We start from the raw sequence: 22674 nt of genomic DNA on the forward strand, positions 1-22674 counted from the left end.
ACCCGCAGGGGAGAGGCAGGACAAGATGTCCGCGACCGAATTGGCCGGAACCGCTCCGGCCGACACCAACCGGATCGGTGCCATCGAAACCCGAGGCATCGAGCCGGTACCACCCGCCGAGCGTACGGGCGGACCACGCCAACTGTTCTGGGTGTGGTTCGCGGCCAACATCTCCATCCTGGGGTTGCCGCTCGGCGCCACCCTGGTCGCCCTGCGGGGCATGAACATCTGGCAGGCGCTGCTCGTCGCCGCCCTCGGCTCGTTCGGGTCGTTCGCCCTGGTCGGCCTGATCAGCGTCGCCGGCAAGTGGGGTGGGGCGCCGAGCATGACCCTGTCCCGGGCGGTCTTCGGCCCACGCGGCAACCACGGGCCGACGGTGATCTCGTGGCTGTCCCGGGTCGGCTGGGAGACGGTCAACACCACCACTGCCGCGTACGCGCTGCTGGCCCTGATCAGCATCGTCTTCGGGGTCGGGTCGAACTCCGTACTGACCGTGATCAGCCTGCTCGTGTTCGTCGCGCTGACCCTGGTGGTCTCCGGACTCGGGCACGCCACCCTGGTCTGGATCCAGCAGTGGGCCACGTACGTCTTCGGGGCGCTGAACATCCTCGTCGGCGCGTTCCTGATCACGAAGGTGAACTGGGACGCGGTGGCACACGCACCGGCCGCCCCGGCCAGCGTGGTCATCGCCGGGATCGGCGTGATCGCCGCCGGCACCGGCATCGGCTGGGCGAACGCGGGCGCCGACATGGCCCGCTACCAGCACCGGCACGTACCCGGTCGGCGGATCGTGGCGGCGGCGTCGGTGGGTGCCGGCGTGCCGCTGTTCCTGCTCATCGGGCTCGGCGGTCTGCTCTCCGCCGGTGACGGCACCCTCGCCTCGGCCAGCGACCCGGTCTCGGCGATCCAGGTGATGCTGCCGTCCTGGATGGCGGTGCCGTACCTGCTCGCCGCGTTCGGTGGGCTGCTGCTCTCCAACAACCTCTCGGTCTACTCCGCCGGCCTCACCATGATCACCCTCGGGGTGCGGGCTCGTCGGGTGGTCGCCGTCGGGCTGGACATCGTGCTCACCCTCGCCGGTGGCATCTACTTCATGTTGATCGCCGGGGACTTCTACGGACCGTTCATCACCTTCATCTCGCTGCTCGCCGTACCGATCACCGCCTGGGTGGCGGTCTTCCTCGCCGACATGCTCTTCCGTCGGCAGTACCAGCCCGACGGCCTGATGGACACCACCGCGACCGGCGTCTACTGGTACCGGGGCGGGTTCCGCTGGTCGGCGGTCCTGCCGTGGCTCGCCGGCATCGTCGTCGGCCTGCTCTTCACCACCGCCTCCACCTCGGCCACCGACGTCTGGTTCAGCGGCCCGCTGGCCGACTCGTGGATGGGCACCAACGGGCTCGGGTGGGTCGCCGCGTTTGTCGTCTCCGGCGGGCTCTACCTGCTGTTCGGCGCCCCCGGTGCCCGCCGGCTCGGTGGGACGGCACGGTCCGACCGGGACCGTCCGGAAGCGCCGGTCGACGGCGAAACCCTGGCGGTACGGTCGTGAGCGCCGGTCCCGTCCGTCCGGTGGGCGGTGCCGGCGCCCGCCCGGCCCGGCTGGTGCACACCGGGAACGTCGTCGTCGACGTGGTGATGTACCTGCCCCGGCTGCCGGAGACCGGCGGTGACGTGCTCGCCTCGGAGAGCCGGATCACCGCGGGGGGAGGGCTGAACGTGATGGTCGGCGCCGTCCGCCAGGGCCTGCCGGTCACGTACGCCGGAATGCACGGCACCGGCCCCTTCGGTGACCTGGCCCGAGGTCAGCTCACCGAGGCCGGGATCGAGGTGCTCCAGCCACCGCTGCCCGATGTGGACACCGGATTCAGCGTGGCGATGGTCGACCCGTCCGGGGAGCGGACCTTCGCCACCAGCCCCGGTGCCGAGGCCCGGCTCGGTTCGGCCGACCTGGCCCGGATCGAGCCACACCCCGGCGACCTCGTCTACGTATCCGGCTACAGCCTCACCTACCCGTCGAACGGACCGGCGCTGGCCGGGTGGCTGCCGGCCCTCGATCCGGGTGTCACCGTGATCGTCGACCCCGGTCCACTGGTGGCCGAGATTCCGGCGCCGGTGCTCGCCCCGGCACTCGCCCGCGCCGACTGGTGGAGCTGCAACGAGCGGGAGGCGCGACTGCTCACCGGACTCGAAGACCCGGTTGCCGCCGCGGCGGCACTGGCCGCCCGTACCGGACGGGCCGGTGTGCTCGTCCGTACCGGGCCGGGCGGTGCCGTACTGGTGGTGCGGGGCGGGGAGCCGGTTGTCGTACCGGCGTTCCCGGTCCGGGTGGTGGACAGCAACGGCGCGGGCGACGCGCACGTGGGCGCCTTCGCGGCGGCTCTGGCCGGTGGACTCGACCCCGCCGACGCCGTACGCCGGGCCAACGCCGCCGCCGCTCTCGCCGTCACCCGCCGTGGTCCCGCCACCGCCCCGACCGCCGCCGAGGTGGACGCCCTGGTCCGATAAGGGGCGGTCGGGTCAGCGGGCGGCGTCAGCGGCCGTGCAGCATGGTCAGGAAGGCCGCCGGTCGTACCACCGGGATGCCGTACTTGTGGGCCAGCCTGGCTTTGCCGGAGAGGCTGTCCGGGTCGGCGGCGACCAGCAGCGTCGTCTTCTTCGTCACCGACCGGCCGACGTCGTACCCGGCGCCGATCGCCCTCGCCTCCCACACCTCGCGGGGCTCGTCCATCTGCCCGGTGAACACCACGATGTCGCCGGCCGAGAGGGAGAACCGCTGGGTGGTCGCCGGACCGGCCGGGATCCCGCTGCCGGCGGAGAGGGCCTCGCTGATCGCGCCCTCGACCTCGTTCGGCGGCAGGTCCAGCAGGGTCGCCACGGCGTGCAGGTCCCGCAGTTCCTCGGCGGTGACCACACCATCGTCGGCCGCCTCGGCGGCCAGCGAGCGCAGGTACTGCCGGTGCAGGACGACAACCTCCCGCCGGGTCAGCTTGAGGGCGCCCGCGGTGTCCACCAGCGCGTCCATCTCGGTCGCCGACAGGTACCGGTCCAGCAGCGCCTGGTCGAGCAGGGCCAGGTACGCGTCCGCCTGCGGCGGATCCGGTACGCGGGGCAGCCGGTCGATCAGTCGGGCGAGGAAGTGTTCCTGCTTGCCGCCGGTAGCGCTCCGGGTCATCGCCACCACCTCGACGGGCTGCGCCAACTCGGGCCACACCTGCTTGCCGGCCAGCCGGACCGAGTCCTCCCACGGCGGCGGTTGCCCGACCGCGCGGAGGTAGTAGGCCAGCAGGTGGGCGGCGGCCAGCGCGTCGTCCAGTGCGGAGTGTGCCTGCCGCTGGGGGATCGTCGCGGCGAGGCAGCAGTCGGCGAGGCTGCGGCCGGCGAGGGGCAGGAAGTTCGCGGCCAGCCGCATCGTGCACAGCCCGTCGGCGTGGTGGAGGGGGACCGTCGCACCGAGCCGCCCGTACTCGGCGGTCACGAACCGGGCGTCGAAGGCCAGGTTGTGCGCCACCGGCAGCCGGTGGCGCAGCCGCCGGGCGACCTCCCCGGCGAGCTGGTGGAACTTCGGGGCACGGCGGGCGTCGGCGGCCCGGATGCCGTGGATGTGCTGCGGGCCGAGGTCGCGTTCGGGGTTGACCAGACTGGACCACTGATCGGTGATCTGCCCCCGACCGTCCACGTGGACCACCGCGATCTCGCAGACCCGGTCGTGCATGCCGGGGTTGAATCCGGTGGTCTCCACGTCAATGACGGCGTACACCAGCGCCACCTTCTTCTGGTCGAAAGCACGGGGACCGCCACCCTATTGATCAGAATCCCGGTGCCGGAACAGCCGAAGGGACGGGAAGACCGGGTGACCGTTCCGGTTACAGCCGACCGGCCAGCCAGGTGGTCCACTCGTGCACGACCCGTTGGGACTCGACGCCCAGGCGCAGGACGGCGTAGTTGCCGAACTTCGGGTGGGACACGTCGTCGTAGCCCTCGTCGCGCATCCAGGCGAGTTCCTGCTCGAAGGCGGTCAGGGTTGCCGCCGCCTGTTCGGCCAGTCCCCGGTACATCGCCGCCATCCGCTGTGGATCGGCACTGTTCACCGCGTACGCCTTGAGGGCCACCTCGCTGCGCGGGGCGACGGTCGGCGGCTGCGGCAGCCAGTCGGCGAGCGCCTCCCGTCCGGCGGGAGTGAGGGTGTACGTCTTCTTCGCCCGGGGGCCGGGACCGGCGTCCTCGCGTACCTCGACGTGACCGGCCTCGGTCAGTCGGGCGAGTTCGGGATAGATCTGGCTGTGGTTGGCCACCCAGAAGTGGCCGATCGGCACCTTCATCCGCTGGCTGAGCTGGTATCCCGTGGCCGGGCCACGGGTCAGCAGGGAGAGCAGGGCGAAGCCGAGAGTGGACACGCGTACATTGTGGTCCCGGTCGTGTCTATGTAAGTTCTGACATATGAAGCGCGCCTGGATGATCCTGCTCACCCTTGCCGCCGTCACCGGTGCCGCGACCGGGTGTTCGACCGCCGCCGAGGAAACCGCGACGCCGAAAACCGGCACCGAGGCCACCCTGCCGCCGGAGAAACCCGCCCCCGGTGACCACACCCTGGCCTTCCGGTCGGCCGAGGGCGCGAAACTGGAGTTCCTCCTGCACGCCCCGCCGGGCTACGCACCCGGGAAGACGTACCCGCTGGTCGTGGCCCTGCACGGCAGCGAGGCGGCGGAGACCCTGCCGGGGCGGACCGGGCTGAACGCGGTCGCGGACGCGAACGGCTTCCTGGTCGCGTACCCGAAGGAGTTTCCGGACGCCCAGTCGGTGGGTGCCCTGCTCGACCACCTGGTCCCGGTCTGGGGTGTCGACACGAAGCGGGTGCACGCCACCGGCTTCTCCCGTGGTGCCACCCTCGCCTACGACGTGGCCGAGCGGCTGGCCGACCGGTTCGCCTCGGTGGCCCCCGTCAGCGGGTCGAACCCGGACACGTCGGTGCCGTCGCGACCGCTGTCGCTGATCACCTTCCAGGGCGGCGACGACCGGCTCAGCCAGGCCTGGCCGGTGACCAACACCGGCTGGGACAAGGCCCTCGGGTGCGGAAACGAGCAGGTCAGGAGCATCACGATGGAGGGCGGGCCGACCCACGTCTACACCACCACCTGCCCCGGCGGCACCGAACACGTCGTCTACTCGGTGGCCCGGATGGGGCACGCCTGGCCCGCCGACGCGAGCAGGCTGATGTGGGAGTTCTTCACCCGAAACCCGCTGCCGTGACCGGCCGCCGGTCAGTCCTTCATCTTCACGGTGACGGTGGCGGTGTCGCTCAGCCCGCCCTCGGTCAGCCGGTAGACGAAGGTGTCGGTGAGCTTGTGGGCGGCGGTACGGACGTACTGGATTTCGTACCGGGAGTCGACGTTGGTCAGGTAGCCGTACTTCGGTTGCTGGGTGACGGTGAGCTTGGCGGTGCTGCCGGCCAGGTCGTTGACCCGTACCTTGATCACCTTCGGGGTGGCCCGGTACGCGTACGCCAGGTCGTCGTGGGCGATCGGGGTGGTGGCGAAGGTGCCGTTCCCGCGACCGAGGTAGTCGATCGTCGTACCGCTGACCTCGGAGGTGGTCCGTACGTCGGGCCGCCCGTCGGTGTTGAGGTCGAGCACCTTCAGGAGGTAGCTCTCGTGGGGCTGTCCGGCGCGCAGCAGCACCTTCCGGCCGTCGTCGAGCAGCACGTCCACGTTGCCGTCGTTCGGGATGTCGACGCAGTTGATCACCACGTCCTGCCGCCCGTTGCGGTTGAAATCGGCCAGGAGGTAACGCGGATCGCCGCAGGTCTGGTGGATCGGGCCCGGGACCAGGGTCCCACCGGTGGTGTTGAGATAGGTGGTGAAGCCGCCGAAGTAGGTGCTCAGATAGAGGTCGGGCAGCTTGTCGCCACCGAACTGGTCGACCCCGAGCTCGTCGGTCTCCCAGAGGCCGGGCAGGGTCCCGACCGGCTGGAAGTCCCGCAGGATCAGCAGGCCGTAGTCGACCGTCGGGCCGCAGCACCAGCCCACGATCACCTCGGGGGTGCCGTCCCCACCGATGTCGAGGACGGTGCCGACGTCCGGGCAGGCCGAGTCCGGGTCCTCCGGAATCGGGTACGGATGCACGGTCGGTGGGCCGAACCGGCCCGCCCGGTCACCGGGGAACACGCTCGCCGCGCAGCCTCCCCCGGAGGTGCCCAGCGCGATCATGTCGACGTAACCGTCACCGGTGAGGTCACCGTAGAACGGCTGGTTCGTCCTGGCAGCCGAGGCGGCGAGCGGGTGGGCGCCGACGACGGCCACCAGACTGGCAACAAGGACACCGGCGGTGACGCTCAGACGCCGGCCACGATTGCGTACGGTCCACATGGGTCCACTCCTCAGATCCGAGAAAGTCCACCTGACCTCGGGTTTCTCGGACGGTAGTGGTCCGCCGGCAACTCGACTCCCATCTGACGGTGATTTGACAGTCGCTCTGTGTGAGATGAGATCGGCTCGGCCCGGCAACTGCGGGGGCCTCGGCGCGGGCCGATAGTGTGCCGGGAAGTCGTCGGCCGGAAGGGGTGCAGCCGCACATGGTCACGGGTCTGGCGTTACCGCCGGCGGTCGAGGCGGGACGGGTGGTCGACGCGGTCCTGGCCGACCTGCGCGAGGGCACGCACCGGGGCGTGGTGGTCGACTCGCCCCCCGGTGCCGGCAAGTCGACCCTGGTGGTCCGGGCCGCGGTCGAACTGGCCGCCGCCGGTGAGCCGCTGATCGTCATCGCCCAGACGAACGAGCAGGTGGACGACCTGGTCGACCGGCTGGCGGTGGCCGCCCCCGAACTGCCGATCGGCCGGCTCTCCGCCACCGACTACGTACCCTCCGACCGGGTCGCCCGGCACGACCTGGTCCGGGTCGCGGCCAAGGTCGCCGACCTCGGCGGGCCGGCGGTCATCATCGGTACGGCAGCCAAGTGGGCCATGATCAGCGAGGGTTCCTGGCCGTGGGCGATCGTGGACGAGGCGTACCAGATGCGCTCCGACGCCCTGCTCCGCGTCGCCGCCCGGTTCGAACGGGCCCTGTTCGTCGGCGACCCCGGTCAGCTCGACCCGTTCTCCACCGTGGACACCGTCCGGTGGACCGGCCTGACCTGGGATCCGATGCAGAGCGCGGTGGCGGTCCTGCTGCGCCACAACCCGGACCTCCCGGTCCACCGGCTCCCGGTCTCCTGGCGGCTCCCGGCCTCGGCCGCCCCGGTGGTGGCCGCCGCCTTCTACCCGTTCACCGGCTTCCGGGCCGGCACGTCGGCGCGGGACCGCTCCCTGTCGCTGACCCGGCCGGGACCCGGTGACCGGGTGGACGAGGCGGTGGAACAGGCCGCCAACACCGGCTGGGCGCTCTACCAGCTACCCGCCCGGCACACCCCGCGTACGGACACCGAAGCGGCGGCGGCCTGCGCCGCGCTGGCCCGCCGGGTCCTGGAACGGGGTGCGGTGGCGACCTCCGAGCGGGCCGGGTCGGGTGCACCCGTCGACGCCTCCCGGATCGCGATCGGCGCCGCCCACCGGGACCAGGTCGCGGTGATCCGGTCGATGCTCGGCCCTGCCTGTGCGGACATCACCGTCGACACCGCCAACCGGCTCCAGGGGCGGGAGTACGACCTGACCGTGGTCCTGCACCCGCTCTCCGGCCGGCGTGACGCGACCGCCTTCCACCTGGAGTCGGGGCGGCTCTGCGTACTCACCTCCCGGCACCGGCACGCCTGTGTGGTGGTGGCCCGTGCCGGCATCGCCGACCTGCTCGACGCGCACCCGTCCACCGAGCCGGTGCACCTCAACGTCCCGGTGAAGTTCCCGGACGGCTGGGAGGCCAACCAGTCGATGATGTCCGTCCTGGAGGGCTCCCGCGTCTTCGCCGGTTAGCCGGCACGGCGCTACTAGTAGCCGTTCACGACCTCGTTGACCAGCGGCTCCCCGGCCACGTACCGGCGTAGCTGCGCACCGGCCAACCGGTAGGTACGGGCCATCAGGCCGTGCACCATGGCCCCGACGTGCGGCGTGATCAGTACGTTCGGCAGTTGCCAGAGCGGGTCGTCCGACGGGAGCGGCTCCGGTTCGGTGACGTCCAGCGCCGCACCGATCCGGCCGGTGGAGAGTTCGGCGTACAGGGCCACCGGGTCCGTGACCTGGCCACGGGAGGCGTTGACCAGCAGGGCCCCGTCGGGCAGCGCGGCCAGGAAACGGGCGTCGACCAGTCCCCGGGTGTGCTCGGTCAGCGGCACCAGCAGGACCACGATGTCGGCCGAGGGCAGCAGTTCGGGCAGGTCGGCGACGCCGTACACGTCTTCGTCGGGGCGGGCGGTGCGGGCGGCGAGGGTCAGGGTCACCCCGAACGGGGCGAGGCGGGCCGCGACCGCCGTGCCGATCGAACCGGCCCCGATGATCAGTACGCGTTTGCCGTACAGCTCGTCGGTGGGTGCGACCTGCTCGTGCGCCCAGTGGTGCCGTTCCTGGGCCCGGACGAACTCCGGGAACCGGCGCAACTGGGCCAGGATCGCGCCGACCACCCACTCGGCGGTCGACGAGTCGTGCACACTCCGCGCGTCGCAGAGGGTGACGCTCGGCGGGAGGGCCCTGATCCAGGCGTCCGCGCCGGCGCTCGGGAGTTGGACCACCCGCAGGTCGGGCAGGTCCGGGGCGAGCCGGACCAGGGACGGCTGACCGATGAACGTCGGCACCCAGAACTCGACCCCGGTCGGCTCCGAGGGGAGCCGGAACGGGTCGTCCGCGACCTCGACGGTGACGCCGGACGGCAGCTCACCCAGCAGGGATATGCCGGACTTATGAGGAATCCACGCCTTCACGTATTAATACGATAGCTTCTCATGATTCTTCGATGTCCTGGGTATCCGGAAAATCCCAGGTCAGCGCATCACCGTCGATCGCCCCGCTCCGGACAGCCCGACCCCTGTGGGTTGAATCATAAGTAGCTTCTATAAGTACCTGATATATAACTGGGTTGTGGTGAACGGAACCTCCGACGGCGAAACAGACCTGCTCCGTACGGTGAACAGCTTCGACCGGGTGATCCGGCTGCTCCGGCGGCTCACCACACCCGACGGGCTCAGCCTGACCGCGGCATCGACGCTCTACCGGCTGGACGAGTTCGGGGCGCACCGCCTCTCCGACCTGGCCGTCGCCGAGGGGGTCACCCAGCCCGGCATGACCCAGCTCGTCTCCCGGCTGCAACGCGACGGGCTGGCCGAACGCGGGAGCGACCCGGCCGACCGCCGGGTGGTGGTCGTCGACATCACCGAGGCCGGGCGGGAACTGGTACGGCGTCGCCGGGCGATCCGGGCGGAGAAGCTCGCCCAACTCCTCGCCGACCTCTCCGCCGACGAACGGGCGGCGGTGGTCACCTCGCTACAGGTACTCGACCGGCTCGCCGGGCGGGCAGAACCCCTCTGAGCAAGGAACAACTGACGTGACGGATTCGAACGGGCGGGCCGGCAGCGCCGGCACGGGCACCGGCGTACGCGGCCTGACCGGTGGCGGCGCCGACAACCCGCGTTACAAGTGGATCGCCCTGTCCAACACCACCCTGGGCATGCTGCTCGCCACGATCAACTCCTCGATCGTGCTGATCTCGCTGCCGGCGATCTTCAACGGGGTCCACCTCAACCCGCTGGAGCCGGGCAACGTCAGCTACCTGCTCTGGATGCTGATGGGCTACATGCTGGTCACCGCGGTCCTGGTGGTGACCCTCGGCCGCCTCGGCGACATGTTCGGTCGGGTCCGCATCTACAACGCAGGCTTCGCCATCTTCACCGTCACCTCGATCGTCCTCTCCCTGGACCCGTTCGACGGTGGGGGAGGGGCGCTCTGGCTGATCGGGTGGCGGGTCCTCCAGGCCGTCGGCGGATCGATGCTGATGGCAAACGCGGCGGCGATCGTCACCGACGTGTTCCCGGCCCGGCAACGCGGCACCGCGCTGGGCATCAACATCGTCGCGGGGATCGCCGGCTCGTTCATCGGACTCGTCCTCGGTGGCGTACTCGCCGAGTGGAACTGGCGGTCGGTGTTCTGGGTCAACGTCCCGATCGGCCTGCTCGGCACGATCTGGGCCTACCGGTCCCTGCACGACACCGGCGTACGGGTCAAGGCGCGGCTCGACTGGTGGGGCAACCTGACCTTCGCCGTCGGGCTGACCGCGCTGCTCGCCGGCATCACGTACGGCATCCAGCCCTACGGCGGGCACACCATGGGGTGGACCAACCCGTGGGTGCTGGCCGGGCTGATCGGCGGGGTGGCCGTCCTGGCGCTGTTCTGCGTGATCGAGTCCCGGGTGGCCGAGCCGATGTTCCCGCTCGGACTGTTCCGGATCGCCGCGTTCGCCAGCGGCAACGCCGCCAGCCTGCTCGGCTCGATCGCCCGTGGCGGTCTCCAGTTCATGCTGATCATCTGGTTGCAGGGCATCTGGCTGCCGCTGCACGGTTACAACTACGAACAGACCCCGCTCTGGGCCGGCATCTACCTGCTCCCGCTCACCATCGGCTTCCTCGCCGCCGGACCGCTCGCCGGGGCCCTCTCCGACCGGTACGGTGCCCGACTCTTCGCCGCCGGTGGGCTGGTCGTGATGGCCCTGTCCTTCGGCGGACTGCTGCTCATCCCGAGCGACTTCAACTACTGGGTCTTCGCACTGCTGGTCTTCCTCAACGGGCTCGGCGGTGGCCTGTTCGCCGCCCCGAACACCGCCCTGGTGATGTCGAGCGTGCCGGCCCGGCTGCGCGGCGCCGCCTCCGGCATGCGGGCGACCTTCCAGAACTCCGGCATGGTGCTCTCCATCGGGGTCTTCTTCTCGCTGATGGTGGCCGGGTTGGCCGGCTCGCTGCCGCAGTCGCTCGACTCCGGACTGACCGCGCAGGGCGTACCGGCCGCCGCCGCGCACACCGTCGCCCAGCTCCCACCGGTCGGTACGCTCTTCGCCGCGTTCCTCGGGTACAACCCGATCGAGCAACTGCTCGGTCCGGACGTGCTCGGCGCCCTGCCGACCGCGAACGCGGACACGTTGACCGGCCGGGAGTTCTTCCCACACCTGATCGCCGGGCCGTTCCACCACGGGCTCGGGATCGTGTTCTGGCTCGCCATCGCGATGGCCCTGGTCGGAGCCGCCGCCTCCCTGTTCGCCCCGAAGGCGTCCGCCGCCGGACCCGCCGACGACCTGGTCACCCGGGAGACCGAGCTGGTGGACGAGCTGTACGGGGCCGAGCCGCTGACCCCGACCCCACGGGCGGCCGAGCCGCTGGTGCGCGACCGCGACCGGAGCTGACCGTACGGTCGCTCCGGCCGTGCCGGGCAGGGCGCCCGCCGTACCCCCTCGCGGCGGGCGCCCGTACGTCGGCTGACCCGTACCTCGCGGGTAGCCGACAGCGCTCGGGGCGGGTCGCGGGGATGATGAACGGTCATGACGACCACGGTCAACGCCCAGTTGCGTACGCTGACGCGCCTGCGATCGGCGCTCTGGGCTCCGGGCGCGGTCGCCGTCCTGGCTCTCCTGCTGATGCCGGTGTACGAGAGCGGCTACGAGTTCGTCGTCAACCCCGACCCCCAGGGTGACGCCGAGCAGTTCGAACGGCTCTACACCACCGCCCTGCTCCGCTACACCTCGGGTTTCCTGTGCGGCCAACTCATCGCGCTCGCCCTGGGCGCCGCCCTGGGACGCCAGTCCGTACGCGCCGGCACAACGTCCCGGCCACTGTCCATCATGGCCGCCGCTGGGCTGGCGGGTGCGGCGCTGGGACTGCTGAACCTGGCCGTGGTGGCACCGGCCGCCGCACTGCGAACCGAACTGACGATGTCCATCGTGGACGTACGCGCGACCGGGCTGGACTTCGACCCCGACCTGCTCCGGGATCCGGGGTTCTGGCAGGTGGTGCTGGTCGGGCTGCTGTCGTTCCCGCTCTGGGCGGTCGCCGGTGCCGCCGTGGGTTTGTTGCTCGATCCGGACCGGGTCGTTCCGACCCTGCTCGCCTGGGTGCTGGCCCACGGGGTGACGGCGGTGCTGTTGGTGCTCTGGGACGAGGAGTTCGCGGCCTTCGTCGTGCTGTGGAGCCCTCCGTTCGGCAGCGTCGCGTCCCCGATCGGCACCGGCACGAGCACCCCGACCGTCACCGTGGCCCTGCTCGTCGTCGGAGTCGCGTACGCGGCCGTGCTCGGATGGGCCGCCGTGAGGTACCCGCCGGGTCGGCGTCGCGGGGTCGACGGGTGATCGTGCTCATGATCGACCCAAACCGGACGTGGGGACGGTAAGCTCACCGGCGTGACCGCCGTGACGCTTTCCCGCCCCTTGTGGTGGGTGGCGCGCCGGTCACTGCGGCTGCTCACCGGCCTGATCCTGATGGCGCTCGTGCTCGGCCTGAGCGCCGGTGCCGCCGACGCCGCCCCGCCCTCCGCGCCCCGGGTCACCGCCCCGGTCCAGCCGGTTGTCACCGGGCCGGAAACCGTCGGGCAAACCCCGGACGCGGGCATCCCGCCCGAGGTCACCTCGCCGACAGCGACCGCCAGCCGGGCGGCGACACCGGTCACCGGGGCCGCCACGGGGGCCGTCCGGGCCGACTCCGACGACACCGCCGACCGCGTCCCGGCCGCCGACCCGGTCACCGTCGCGCCCGGCCAGCCGGACCGGCGGACGGCGCCGGGCCGCCCGACACGATCGACCATCCCGGCCGGCACCGGTGACGGCCTGCCCGCCGGTCCGCGGGCTCCGCCCCTCGGGTGACATCCGACCGGCCGTCACGGCCGGCGAGTCCCTTCCCGCGATCCACGACGCGTATCCCCAGGTCCTCGACGGGCTGATCGGGTACGACGCCGGGCAGGATCGCGTGGCCCCGACGGAAACCCCGAACGCGATCGTTTATCGGCGAGGTGTGCTGGTTATGGACAATCTCATGTACTTTTTCCTGCTCGACATTCCCCGGGCCGCGGTGATCTGGTCCGGCCTGATCGTGGTGGCACTCGTCGCCATGGCGGTCCTGATCGCCCGCCGGCCCAGCCCGGAGTTCACCGACGGTGGCGGCCCGACCGGCGTCGTGCCCATGCGGGCGGCGGTCGCCGGTCGGGCCAGGCTCACCGCCGAGGCGGAGGAGTTGGCTCGTTACGCCGACGAGGTGGCCGTCGCGGCGGGTCGGGCGGCCGAGACGGCACGCCGTCGCCGGGAGGAGTGGCTGGCCGCGCAGGAGGACGCCGAGGCGGCGTGGCAGGCGTACGAGTCCGCCGACGCGGACGCCCGGCGGGTGGCCGCGACGACGTACCTGCCGGTTCCGCGTACGCCGCGCACCCCGTCGGAGTACGCCGACCGGGAGCGTTACCTGCACCGGGCCGCGTTGAGCGCCTGCGGCCGGCAGGACCTGTCCGTGCTGGAATTGGGCAACGCGCTGGCGCACCGCAACGGGTGGGACCCCCGACGGCACCCGGTCGAGCAGGAGGTCGTGCTGCGCCGCGCCGTACGCGAGAGCCGGCTCGCCGCCCAGCGGACGGCGACCGAACGCGAGCACGCCGCGTGGCGTACGGCGGAGGCTGCGGCGGTGGCCGCCCAGAGCCTGCGCGACGAGGCGTTCGCGGCGGCGCAACGGGCCCGCCAGGCGTCTCACCTGCTGCCGCCCGGCGGCGGCGGTACGGGCACCAGCACCCCGGTCCGCGACGCGTCCCGCCAGCACCGGCCCGCCACCGGGTGGCGTACGGCCAGCGCCGGCTGAGTCACGCCACGGACCGGGCCGAGCGGGGGCTACGGCAGGTTCGTCGCGTTCGGTCGCGGCATCTGGGGCGGGATGACCACGGGGCGCTCGTCCGGGTCGGTGAAACAGGAGGCGCACGCGCCGGGCGGGTCCGGTGCGGCGGCGGCCGGGGTCGCACCGGCGGCGACGATGCCGACCAGCATCGCGGCGGCGAAGGCGATCCGGGTGGCGGAACCCCTGAGGTGTCTCATCCGTCATCCTTGTCTTGTTGTTCGGTCGGTTGGGGCACAGCGGTTCGGGACATCGGTAGGGGAGCGGCACCGGCGGCACCGAGCAGGAGCGCGAGTTGGAACCGGTTCTCCACGCCGAGCCGGTCCATCAGCTCCCGCATCGTGTACGCCACCGTCCGTACGCTGAGTTTCAGCTCGTGGGCGGCGGACACGTCGGTGTGTCCGGCGGACAGGAGCGCGACGAGCGCCTGCTCCCGGGGCGTGAGTGTGATGGGCGGTACCCCCTGTCGGTGCGGATCGCGTCCCTGCGTCCACAACCGGTCGAAGAGCCCGCAGAGTGCCTGTACCACCGGTGCATCGTCGACCTCGACGACACCGGCTTCGAAGTTCAGCGGGTCGGCCGGAAAGAGCGCGACGCGTCGGTCGAAGACGATCAGTTTGATGGGCAGGTCGGGCAGTTCCCGGTAGGTCAGACCCCCGCCCACCTGGGCCAGGTGTGCGGTGGTGCGGTCGCCGTCACCGGGGGGCCGGCCGAGGATGCGGATCTGGATCCCCCGTTCGACCAGGCCACGGTCGACCGGAAGCGCCGCGGCGGTCGCGTCGGCGGTGATCACCTCCTCGGTGTTGATGGCCAGGTGCTCGTGCCGTTCTGCGGCGCCGAGGTGGGCGATCCGGCGCCGGGCGAGAGAACGGGTGGTCCAGCGCCGGATCCGGGAGTCGTCGGGCGTCGGCAGGTCGAGCCCGTCGAGCGTGCCGAAGTGCTGCCGCCAGCGATCCCGCTGGCTACCGGGCACCGCCGGGCGGCGCAGGTGCCGCAGCACCTGCGGGACCGGGCACGGGTCCCAGCGCCGGGCGACACCGGACCGGATCGTCGCCGACCGGGTCGGTTGGGCCGCCCGTAGTGCCGCCAGCTCGTCCAGGGCGGCGACCACGCGGGACCGGGGCAGGCCGAGTTCCCGGCTCAGTTCGGTGTCCTTGCGACCACCCATCATGGTCAGCGCGCGGTAGATGAGATCCGCGTCCGGTGACACTCCCCACCGGGTGAGACGCGGAATCGTGTCGGTGGATTCGGGCACCCGATCCTCCCGTTGACCGTTCCGGAGCGGACCCCCCGCTCGCCCCGTACACAGCACACCATCGCGTCAACCGTGGGGGAAGAGCGGTCGGACGCATTGCACGATCATGCAACGGAAAAACGGGGTGTCCTTGCTCGACCGCCGCGGGCTGCCGCATTGTCAACGGGTCGCCCACGGGAGAGCTACACAACGGGGGGTAGCTCTCCCGGGCGGCATCCAGGTCCCGGCACCCCGGATTCGGGGGCCGTGACGGTGCCGGGTACCTGGCCGTAATCACCGTGGGGTCACCGACGCGGTCGTCGCGGGCCGGTGACCCCACGGTGGTCAGGGGCCGTGCACCGACCGGACGGGTACGGGGACCGCCCGGCGCACCGCCGCCGGTGGCGACCTATGGTGGGTGGCATGCCCCGTACCATCGCGACCAACACCCGGGTCGACCGTGAACAGTTGACCGAGTTCCTCGCCCCGCGCCACCGGGCCGTCCTGCTCACCACGCGGGCCGACAGCCGCCCGCAGTCGTCGCCGGTGGCCTGCGGGGTGGACACGTCCGGCCGGATCGTCGTCTCGACCTATCCGGAGCGGGCCAAGGCCGCCAACATCCGTCGCGATCCACGGGTGTCGGTCTGTGTCCTGTCCGACGACTGGAACGGGCCCTGGGTGCAGGTCGACGGCACCGCCGAGGTGCTCGACCTGCCGGAGGCGCTGGAGCCGTTGGTCGAGTACTTCCGCTGCATCTCCGGTGAGCACCCGGACTGGGACGAGTACCGGCAGGCGATGCGTACGCAGGGCAAGTCGCTGATCCGGGTGACGATCGAGAGCTGGGGCCCGCTGGCCACCGGTGGTTTCCCGGCCCGGCTCGGCGACGCCTGACGGGTCGGGTCGCCGGCCGACCCGCAGCCGAAGCCGGAACCGGCGGCGGCGGTTTGCCCGTTCCGCCGCAGCCCCGGGTCGGCTGGGGCAGCATACGAAAATGACCCGTATCGAGACGCCCTTCGGCTTCTCCTCGACCGCCGCCGAGGTGGCGGAGGGGATCGATCTGTCCGGACGGCGGGTGATCGTCACCGGGGGTGCGTCCGGCATCGGTGTGGAGACCGCGCGGGCGCTGGCCGGCGTCGGGGCCGAGGTGACGCTCGCCGTACGCAACACCGACGCGGGGGCGCGGACCGCCGCCGACATCACCGGCACCACCGGCAACAAGAACGTACGGGTGGCCGTCCTGGACCTGGCCGACCGCGCCTCGGTCTCCGCCTTCGTCCACGCCTGGGACGGCCCGCTGCACGTGCTGGTCAACAACGCCGGCATCATGGCCTCCCCGGAGCAGCGCACGTCCGACGGGTGGGAGATCCAGTTCGCCACCAACCACCTGGGGCACTTCGCCCTCGCCCTGGGGCTCTACGACTCGCTGGCCTCGGCCGGTGGCGCGAGGATCGTCTCGGTCAGCTCCAGCGCACACATGCTCTCACCGGTGATCTTCGACGATCTCCAGTTTGCCTTCCGCAGCTACGACCCCTGGTTGGCGTACGGGCAGTCCAAGTCGGCCAACATCCTGTTCGCGGTCGGTGTCACCGGGCGCTGGGGTGACGCCGGCATCACCGCGAACGCGCTGAACCCCGGCGCGATCGCGACCAATCTCCAGCGCCACGTCGGTGGCCGGATGAGCACCCCCGCCGAGCGGATCAAGTCGCCGGAGCAGGGCGCGGCGACCTCGGTGCTGCTGGCCACCTCGCCGGTGCTCGACGGCATCGGCGGTCGGTACTTCGAGAACTGCAACGAGGCGTCCCTGGTTGCCCGCCGGAGTCCGGACCTGAGCGGGGTGGCGCCGTTCGTGCTCGACCGAGCCAACGCCGACCGGCTCTGGGAGACGTCCCTGCGCCTGCTCGCCTGACCGCGATTCACGCTGTTGGGTCGGCGGCGGTGGGAGTCGGCTCGGCGGGGCCGTCGACGACCTGTAGTTGCAGCGGCCGGTAGTCGGTGTGCGGGTCGGTCACGGTGAAGCCGGCCGAGTCGAGGATGGACCAGATCGCCTGCCGCATGGCCTCGGCGATGGCACCGAAGTGGCGCAGTACGGGATCGTCCATCCGTTGTTCGGTCACGCTCACCACCACGGCGTTGCCCAGCCGCCGGTGCGGTCGCCAGAGTACGAAGACGCCGCCGGCCTCGTCGTCGCCCGGATCGACGTCCACCGTCACCCCGGCGAAGTAGTCGTCGTCGCCCTCGGCGGCGACCGGCAGTCCCGCCTCGGCCAGCACGCCGCGCACCTGTGCCGCGAGGTGCTTCCATTCGTCGAGCACCGCGGCCGGTACGAGCGTGAACACCCCTGGACTCCTCCAGCGTCCGAAGCGGCCACGTCACCGCGGCCCTGACCTGATCATCTGGACCGACAGTAGCAACGCCCGTGCGCCGTCGCCCGCCTGGCAACACCGCCCGGCCGGGCTGTTGCCCTCCGTTCGCGCAGGGTAGCCGTGTCGGTTCACCCCGGCGCTTCCTCCGACGCCCGGCACGGCGGGCCGGATGACCGGCTCGTCGGTACGTCGCGGAAATTCGTGGTCGTGCCATTGACACAGCTCGGACACGCTCGTAGCTTCCTGTCGAAGCGGATAGTCGAACCGCTTCGACGCGGCGCCGGCCAACTGGCCCACCCTCTCGGTGCTGTTCTTCCTCATCTTCCAGCGCACCCTGACCCGCGGCGTGATGGCCGGCGCGGTCAAGTAACGCATCAACCGGATAGGACCCGAGATGAAGTTCAGCAACGGTTACTGGCGGATGCGCGACGGCGTACACCCGCTCTACCCGATGCAGGTACGCGACGTCGCGGTCGAGCCCGCCGCGCTCACCGTGTACGCCCCGACGAAGAAGATCCTGAACCGGGGCGACACCCTCAACCAACCGCTGATCACCGTACGGTGCACCTCGCCCGCGCCGGACGTGATCGCGGTCAAGGTCGCGCACCTGCTGGGGGAGCGGCCCCGGCGGCCGGAGTTCAGCCTGACCACCGACCCGGACACCGAGGTCCACACCAGCGACGGCACCGACTTCGCCACCATCACCTCCGGCGCGCTGACCGCCCGGTTCCACCGGGGTGACGACTGGCGCCTCGACTTCGTCGCCGACGACCGGGTGCTGACCGGCAGCGGCTACAAGAGCATGGCCGCGCTCGACACCGACGACGGCTCGTACGTCCGGGAGCAGCTCCTGCTCGGCGTCGGCGAAACCGTGTACGGACTCGGTGAGCGGTTCGGCCCGCTGGTGAAGAACGGCCAGACGGTCGACATCTGGCAGGAGGACGGCGGGACCAGCAGCGAGCACGCGTACAAGAACGTGCCGTTCTACCTGACCACCGCCGGGTACGGCGTCTTCGTCAACCACCCCGGCCGGGTCTCGTTCGAGGTGGCCGCCGAGGCGGTGTCGAAGGTGTCGTTCAGCGTCGCCGGGCAGTCGATGGAATACCTCGTCATCTACGGCCCCACGCCACGGGAGATCCTGCGCAAGTACACCGCGCTCACCGGCCGCCCGGCCCTGCCCCCGGCCTGGTCGTTCGGCCTCTGGCTGAGCACCTCCTTCACCACCTCGTACGACGAGGAGACGGTGAACAAGTTCGTCAGCGGGATGGCCGACCGGGACCTGCCGCTGTCGGTCTTCCACTTCGACTGCTTCTGGATGCGCGAGTTCCACTGGTCGGACTTCGAGTGGGACCCGCAGGTCTTCCCGGACCCGGTCGGCATGCTGAAGCGGCTGCACGAACGGAACCTGAGGATCTGCGTCTGGCTCAACCCGTACATCGCGCAGCGCTCGGCGCTGTTCGCCGAGGGGGTGGAGCACGGCTACCTGGTCAAGACGGCCGACGGGGACGTCTGGCAGTGGGACCAGTGGCAGGCCGGCATGGCCCTGGTTGACTTCACCAACCCCGACGCCCGCCGCTGGTACGCCGACAAGCTGCGGGGGCTGCTGGACATGGGGGTGGACGCGTTCAAGACCGACTTCGGCGAGCGGATCCCGACGGACGTGGTCTGGCACGACGGGTCCGACCCGGAGCGGATGCACAACTACTACACCCAGATCTACAACCAGGTCGTCTTCGACCTGCTGCGCGAGCACCGGGGCGAGGGTGAGGCGGTGCTGTTCGCCCGGTCCGCGACCGCCGGTGGGCAGCAGTTCCCGGTGCACTGGGGCGGGGACAGCGAGTCCACCCCCGCCTCGATGGCGGAGACGCTGCGCGGCGGGTTGTCACTGGCCATGTCCGGCTTCGGCTACTGGAGCCACGACATCGGCGGGTTCGAGGGCAAGCCGGATCCGGCCCTGTTCAAGCGCTGGGTGCCGTTCGGGCTGCTCTCCACCCACAGCAGGTTGCACGGGAGCCAGAGTTACCGGGTGCCGTGGGACTTCGACGAGGAGGCGGTCGACGTACTGCGGATCTTCACCCGGCTCAAGGCGCGGCTGATGCCGTACCTGTTCGGGCAGGCGGTGGTCGCGCACCGGGAGGGAATGCCGGTCCTGCGGCCGATGGTGGCCGAGTTCCCGGACGACCCGGCGGTGGCGTACCTGGACCGGCAGTACCTGCTCGGCGACAGCCTGCTCGTCGCGCCCGTGTTCAACGTGGACGGCACGGTCGACTACTACGTGCCGGCGGGCACCTGGACCGATCTGATGACCGGGGCGGAGATCACCGGTCCGCGGTGGGTCCGGGAGTCGGTCGGCTTCGACCGGGTGCCGGTCCTGGTCCGCCCGGGTACGGTGCTGCCGCTCGGCGCCGTCGAGGACCGCCCCGACTACCCGTACGCCGACGGCGTGACCCTGGCCGTCTACCAGCTCCCCAACGGCGCCGACGTCACGGTGAGCATCCCCGCCCCCAACGGCACCGAAGCCGCCCGCTTCTCCATAACCCGCACCGCCGGCACCCTAACCGCCACCCGCCTAACCGGCCCAGCTCTCCCCTGGCACATCCAACCCACCCCCGGTTCCACCCCAACCCCCCTCCCCCCCACCCACTCCACCTGGTCCGCCCCCGCCCCACCAACCCGTTGATCATGAAGTTAGGTACGGCGATCGGCCCGGATCGCGTCGCTAACTTCATGATCAACGGGGAGGTCCGGCCGGGCCGGGGGCTAGGGAGTGGGTGGGGTGGGGTGGCGCCAGTGTTGGTGTTTTTTGTCGTCGCGGATGATGAAGCCGAGGTGGGATAGTTCGGTGCGGATGCGGGCGGCGTAGCCGGTCTTGCCGTCCTTGAGGGCCTTCTGCCTGGCGGTGAGCAGGACGTTCACGGACTCGGGCAGGTCGCCGACCGGTGCCACCCAGAGCCGGTACTCGGCCAGGTGCGGATCCTCGTCCACCCAGCGGTAGCCGTGTGCCTCGAACGCCTCCCGCAGCAGCTCACCCTTCAGGTCGGACTTCTCCCGGGCAAGCTCGGCGCCGGCCGCGTCGAGCAGCACCAGGTGCTTGCCGTCGAGGAAGACCAGATCCACCGTTTTCCCGTCGACCTCCCGTACGGTCCCGTCGCGCCGGGCCAGGGTGACCCGGTCGGCGGCGACGGTCACCGCGAGCTGCTCGTGCACGGCCGTCACCGCGACGATCAGCCCGGCCACCACGCCGATCCCGATGGCGCCGAGGGTCGCCGCGGGGTCGGGTAGATCCTTGACGAACTTGGCCGCGATCTTCACCGGTGCCCACGGCAGCTTCACGAGCCAGTCGGTGAGCGCGTGCAACCCGGCGATCGCACCCGCGCCCAGCAGCGGGAAGAGGGTCCAGATCAGGAGCCGTTCCCAGCCCGGCTCGGCCACCACCCGCTCACCGGCTGCCGGCCGCTCGGCGGGAGGCGCTGCCGGGGCGGGGTCGGGGGGCGCTGCCGGGGCGGGGTCGGGCGGCGCCCCCGGTGAGGACTCGGTCGGCGACATCTACGAGACCTCGCGGCGCACGATCCGGATCAGTCCGGCGACCAGCGGAAGCAGCACCCAGACCGCCACCGAGACGCCCAGCCGGCCCCACTGCCCGGAGGTGACATCGGCCGTTGTCAACGGTACGGAGGTGACGCTGAGGTCCAGCCACTCCGCCGACCGGCGCAGCCCGCTGATCATCTCGCCCAGGATGGACCAGAGGGTCGGCAGCAGCAGGTAGAGCACGATCGCCAGCGGGGTGTTCAGGAACAGCATGCCGAACGCGACGCCCATCCCCACGTTGATGATCTGGAACAGGGCGGCGTAGCCGATTATGACCGGCTCGAACGACCAGGTGCCGGCCCCGCCGAGCGCCCCGGCCAGCGCGGTGCCGATCGCCGCCACCGCCAGGCTGGCCAGCACCGAGGCAAGCGCGGCGACGCTCGCCGCGAGCAGCTTCGCCGCCAGCACCCGGTGCCGCCGGGGCACCAGGGCGAACGTGGTCATCGCGGTGCGCTGGGACCACTCACCGGTCACCAGCAGGATGCCGAGCACGGGCAGCAGGATGCCGACCGGGAGCAGCGACGGGACGAAGAAGTTGGTGAAGGTCTGGTCCTCGTCGGGCATGACGAAGAGCTGGACGGTGACGATCGCCGCCGCGGCCAGGGCGATCACGATCAGCAACCAGTAGCCGGCCCGGGTGTCGGCCAGCTTCCGCAGCTCGACCGTGGTGAGCCGGGCCAGCCCGGGGCGGCGCAGGACGGGATGGGACGCCGGTCCGGCCGGCGAGGTGGTCGGGCTGGTGGTGGTCGTGGTGGTCATTTGACTGCCTCCCGTACGGAGTCGCCCGCGGTCAGGGTGAGGAAGATCTGTTCCAGGCCGTTGCTCTCGGCGGAGCGCAGCTCGATCAGCACCGCACCGGCGTCAGCCGCGACCCGACCCACCGCCACCGGCTCGGCCTGCACCAGGAGTCCACCGTCGGTGCTCGTGGTGGCGGCCAACCCGGCCCGTTGCAGGGCCGTACGCAGGGTCTGCGGGTCGACCGCCCGGACCACGGTCCCGGTGCCGGCCAGCAGTTCGTCCTTGCTGCCCTCGGCGACGACCCGGCCACCCCCGATCACCACCAGTCGGTCCGCCACCGCCTCCACCTCCCGCAGCAGGTGCGAGGAGAGCAGCACCGTGCCGCCCCGGTCGGCGAAGTCACGCAGCAGGCCGCGCATCCAGAAGATGCCCTCCGGGTCCAGGCCGTTCGCCGGCTCGTCGAGGATCAGCACCCGGGGCTCACCCAGCAGCGCCTGCGCCAGGCCGAGCCGCTGCCGCATACCGAGCGAGTACGCCCGTACCCGTCGTTTCGCTGCCACCGCGTTCAGCCCGACCCGCTCCAGGGTCTCGCCGACCCGCCGCCGGTCCACGCCCATGGTCATCGCGGCCAGGGTCAGCGCCTCCCGGCCGGTACGCCCGGCGTGCTGGGCGGAGGCGTCCAGCAGGATGCCGATCTCCCGCCCCGGGTTCGGCAGGTCCTGGTAGCGGACCCCGTTGACGGTGGCGGTGCCGGCCGAGGGCGGGGTCAGGCCACAGATCATCCGCATGGTGGTGGACTTGCCGGCACCGTTCGGGCCGAGGAACCCGGTGATCGTGCCCGGTTCGCAATGGAATGTCACGTCGTTGACGGCGGGGTGCGCGCCGTACCGTTTGCTCAGGTGGTTGACCGCAATCATGTGACCAGCGTGGCGGCGCGGAGCCTCCCGCCGCTGCGGCCGTCGGTCGCGCATCCGCGACCTTGGTCTACGGTCC

Annotated in this window: 22 protein-coding genes; 12 read left to right on the forward strand and 10 right to left on the reverse strand. The window is 71.3% G+C overall.

Annotated elements, in window-relative coordinates; all coding sequences use genetic code 11:
- Window positions 1-25: 25 nt before the first annotated feature.
- Window positions 26-1549 (forward strand): purine-cytosine permease family protein, encoded by a 1524-nt coding sequence (locus ACWEFB_RS03480; protein WP_452281824.1) that lies wholly within the window; start codon window positions 26-28, stop codon window positions 1547-1549.
- Window positions 1546-2505, forward strand: coding sequence for a PfkB family carbohydrate kinase (locus tag ACWEFB_RS03485; RefSeq protein WP_452281826.1), 960 nt, complete (start codon window positions 1546-1548; stop codon window positions 2503-2505). Before ACWEFB_RS03480 ends, ACWEFB_RS03485 begins: the two co-directional genes overlap by 4 nt.
- 25 nt (window positions 2506-2530) lie before the next feature.
- Here ACWEFB_RS03485 and ACWEFB_RS03490 read toward each other — a convergent pair whose 3' ends face one another.
- Complete coding sequence (locus ACWEFB_RS03490; RefSeq protein ID WP_452281828.1) at window positions 2531-3757, reverse strand: exonuclease domain-containing protein; 1227 nt, start codon at window positions 3755-3757, stop codon at window positions 2531-2533.
- Window positions 3758-3863: 106 nt separating this feature from the next.
- Window positions 3864-4394: a PadR family transcriptional regulator gene (locus ACWEFB_RS03495; RefSeq protein ID WP_452281830.1), complete on the reverse strand. Its 531-nt coding sequence runs from the start codon at window positions 4392-4394 to the stop codon at window positions 3864-3866.
- Window positions 4395-4437: 43 nt separating this feature from the next.
- On the opposite strand from ACWEFB_RS03495, the gene ACWEFB_RS03500 reads away from it, so the two are divergent.
- Window positions 4438-5247 (forward strand): alpha/beta hydrolase family esterase, encoded by an 810-nt coding sequence (locus ACWEFB_RS03500; RefSeq protein WP_452281832.1) that lies wholly within the window; start codon window positions 4438-4440, stop codon window positions 5245-5247.
- Between the two features lie 11 nt (window positions 5248-5258).
- Here the strand turns inward: ACWEFB_RS03500 and ACWEFB_RS03505 are convergent, their stop codons facing one another.
- Window positions 5259-6362 carry an Ig-like domain-containing protein gene (locus tag ACWEFB_RS03505; RefSeq protein ID WP_452281834.1) on the reverse strand — a complete coding sequence of 368 codons (1104 nt, stop codon included), beginning with the start codon at window positions 6360-6362 and terminating at the stop codon, window positions 5259-5261.
- A gap of 206 nt (window positions 6363-6568) precedes the next feature.
- Here ACWEFB_RS03505 and ACWEFB_RS03510 point away from each other — a divergent pair, with 206 nt between their 5' ends.
- Window positions 6569-7897, forward strand: coding sequence for an AAA family ATPase (locus tag ACWEFB_RS03510; protein WP_452281836.1), 1329 nt, complete (start codon window positions 6569-6571; stop codon window positions 7895-7897).
- A 14-nt stretch (window positions 7898-7911) separates the two neighbouring features.
- On the opposite strand, the gene ACWEFB_RS03515 is transcribed toward ACWEFB_RS03510, so the two are convergent.
- The gene (locus ACWEFB_RS03515) at window positions 7912-8838 is read right to left on the reverse strand and encodes a 2-hydroxyacid dehydrogenase (RefSeq protein ID WP_452281838.1); all 927 of its coding nucleotides are present in this window, start codon (window positions 8836-8838) and stop codon (window positions 7912-7914) included.
- A 157-nt stretch (window positions 8839-8995) separates the two neighbouring features.
- Between ACWEFB_RS03515 and ACWEFB_RS03520 the strand changes: the two genes are divergently transcribed.
- From ACWEFB_RS03520 to ACWEFB_RS03540, 5 genes are all read left to right on the forward strand, one after another.
- Window positions 8996-9442, forward strand: a complete 447-nt coding sequence (locus ACWEFB_RS03520; RefSeq protein WP_326560723.1) for a MarR family winged helix-turn-helix transcriptional regulator — start codon at window positions 8996-8998, stop codon at window positions 9440-9442.
- Window positions 9443-9458: 16 nt separating this feature from the next.
- On the forward strand, window positions 9459-11303 hold the full coding sequence (locus ACWEFB_RS03525; protein WP_452281840.1) for an MFS transporter: 1845 nt from the start codon (window positions 9459-9461) through the stop codon (window positions 11301-11303).
- 135 nt (window positions 11304-11438) lie between these two features.
- The gene (locus ACWEFB_RS03530; RefSeq protein ID WP_452281842.1) at window positions 11439-12242 is read left to right on the forward strand and encodes a hypothetical protein; all 804 of its coding nucleotides are present in this window, start codon (window positions 11439-11441) and stop codon (window positions 12240-12242) included.
- Between the two features lie 51 nt (window positions 12243-12293).
- Complete coding sequence (locus tag ACWEFB_RS03535) at window positions 12294-12752, forward strand: hypothetical protein (RefSeq protein WP_452281844.1); 459 nt, start codon at window positions 12294-12296, stop codon at window positions 12750-12752.
- 157 nt (window positions 12753-12909) lie between these two features.
- Window positions 12910-13728: a hypothetical protein gene (locus ACWEFB_RS03540; RefSeq protein WP_452281846.1), complete on the forward strand. Its 819-nt coding sequence runs from the start codon at window positions 12910-12912 to the stop codon at window positions 13726-13728.
- 29 nt (window positions 13729-13757) lie between these two features.
- Here ACWEFB_RS03540 and ACWEFB_RS03545 read toward each other — a convergent pair whose 3' ends face one another.
- Both ACWEFB_RS03545 and ACWEFB_RS03550 read right to left on the reverse strand, forming a co-directional pair.
- Window positions 13758-13958, reverse strand: a complete 201-nt coding sequence (locus tag ACWEFB_RS03545; protein WP_326560718.1) for a hypothetical protein — start codon at window positions 13956-13958, stop codon at window positions 13758-13760.
- Window positions 13955-15013, reverse strand: a complete 1059-nt coding sequence (locus ACWEFB_RS03550; protein WP_326560717.1) for a LuxR C-terminal-related transcriptional regulator — start codon at window positions 15011-15013, stop codon at window positions 13955-13957. The genes ACWEFB_RS03545 and ACWEFB_RS03550 overlap by 4 nt, the downstream gene beginning before the upstream one ends.
- A gap of 402 nt (window positions 15014-15415) precedes the next feature.
- Here ACWEFB_RS03550 and ACWEFB_RS03555 point away from each other — a divergent pair, with 402 nt between their 5' ends.
- Together ACWEFB_RS03555 and ACWEFB_RS03560 are read left to right on the forward strand one after the other, a co-directional pair.
- On the forward strand, window positions 15416-15883 hold the full coding sequence (locus ACWEFB_RS03555) for a PPOX class F420-dependent oxidoreductase (protein WP_452281849.1): 468 nt from the start codon (window positions 15416-15418) through the stop codon (window positions 15881-15883).
- 100 nt (window positions 15884-15983) lie between these two features.
- Entirely contained in the window at window positions 15984-16898 is a 915-nt protein-coding gene (locus ACWEFB_RS03560; RefSeq protein WP_452281851.1) for an SDR family NAD(P)-dependent oxidoreductase, read from the forward strand.
- A 7-nt stretch (window positions 16899-16905) separates the two neighbouring features.
- On the opposite strand, the gene ACWEFB_RS03565 is transcribed toward ACWEFB_RS03560, so the two are convergent.
- The gene (locus ACWEFB_RS03565; protein ID WP_452281853.1) at window positions 16906-17328 is read right to left on the reverse strand and encodes a hypothetical protein; all 423 of its coding nucleotides are present in this window, start codon (window positions 17326-17328) and stop codon (window positions 16906-16908) included.
- 421 nt (window positions 17329-17749) lie between these two features.
- Between ACWEFB_RS03565 and yicI the strand changes: the two genes are divergently transcribed.
- Window positions 17750-20035: an alpha-xylosidase gene (gene yicI, locus ACWEFB_RS03570; protein ID WP_452281855.1), complete on the forward strand. Its 2286-nt coding sequence runs from the start codon at window positions 17750-17752 to the stop codon at window positions 20033-20035.
- Window positions 20036-20115: 80 nt separating this feature from the next.
- On the opposite strand, the gene ACWEFB_RS03575 is transcribed toward yicI, so the two are convergent.
- From ACWEFB_RS03575 to ACWEFB_RS03585, 3 genes are read right to left on the reverse strand one after another with little or no spacing between them, the layout of a single operon-like run.
- Entirely contained in the window at window positions 20116-20901 is a 786-nt protein-coding gene (locus ACWEFB_RS03575; RefSeq protein ID WP_452281857.1) for a YqeB family protein, read from the reverse strand.
- Window positions 20902-21702: an ABC transporter permease gene (locus tag ACWEFB_RS03580; protein WP_452281859.1), complete on the reverse strand. Its 801-nt coding sequence runs from the start codon at window positions 21700-21702 to the stop codon at window positions 20902-20904.
- Window positions 21699-22598: an ABC transporter ATP-binding protein gene (locus tag ACWEFB_RS03585; protein ID WP_452281861.1), complete on the reverse strand. Its 900-nt coding sequence runs from the start codon at window positions 22596-22598 to the stop codon at window positions 21699-21701. Before ACWEFB_RS03585 ends, ACWEFB_RS03580 begins: the two co-directional genes overlap by 4 nt.
- Between the last annotated feature and the right edge of the window lie 76 nt (window positions 22599-22674).

The organism is Micromonospora sp. NPDC004704, from assembly GCF_053601675.1.

Excerpts from the sequence above, each read along its gene's own strand:
- ACWEFB_RS03555 (WP_452281849.1), top strand. The coding sequence starts at position 15,416 with ATGCCCCGTACCATCGCGACCAACACCCGGGTCGACCGTGAACAGTTG.
- ACWEFB_RS03585 (WP_452281861.1), bottom strand. The coding sequence starts at position 22,598 with ATGATTGCGGTCAACCACCTGAGCAAACGGTACGGCGCGCACCCCGCC.
- ACWEFB_RS03545 (WP_326560718.1), bottom strand. The coding sequence starts at position 13,958 with ATGAGACACCTCAGGGGTTCCGCCACCCGGATCGCCTTCGCCGCCGCG.
- ACWEFB_RS03575 (WP_452281857.1), bottom strand. The coding sequence starts at position 20,901 with ATGTCGCCGACCGAGTCCTCACCGGGGGCGCCGCCCGACCCCGCCCCG.
- ACWEFB_RS03500 (WP_452281832.1), top strand. The coding sequence starts at position 4,438 with ATGAAGCGCGCCTGGATGATCCTGCTCACCCTTGCCGCCGTCACCGGT.
- yicI (WP_452281855.1), top strand. The coding sequence starts at position 17,750 with ATGAAGTTCAGCAACGGTTACTGGCGGATGCGCGACGGCGTACACCCG.
- ACWEFB_RS03540 (WP_452281846.1), top strand. The coding sequence starts at position 12,910 with ATGGACAATCTCATGTACTTTTTCCTGCTCGACATTCCCCGGGCCGCG.
- ACWEFB_RS03480 (WP_452281824.1), top strand. The coding sequence starts at position 26 with ATGTCCGCGACCGAATTGGCCGGAACCGCTCCGGCCGACACCAACCGG.
- ACWEFB_RS03530 (WP_452281842.1), top strand. The coding sequence starts at position 11,439 with ATGACGACCACGGTCAACGCCCAGTTGCGTACGCTGACGCGCCTGCGA.
- ACWEFB_RS03505 (WP_452281834.1), bottom strand. The coding sequence starts at position 6,362 with ATGTGGACCGTACGCAATCGTGGCCGGCGTCTGAGCGTCACCGCCGGT.
- ACWEFB_RS03510 (WP_452281836.1), top strand. The coding sequence starts at position 6,569 with ATGGTCACGGGTCTGGCGTTACCGCCGGCGGTCGAGGCGGGACGGGTG.
- ACWEFB_RS03560 (WP_452281851.1), top strand. The coding sequence starts at position 15,984 with ATGACCCGTATCGAGACGCCCTTCGGCTTCTCCTCGACCGCCGCCGAG.
- ACWEFB_RS03580 (WP_452281859.1), bottom strand. The coding sequence starts at position 21,702 with ATGACCACCACGACCACCACCAGCCCGACCACCTCGCCGGCCGGACCG.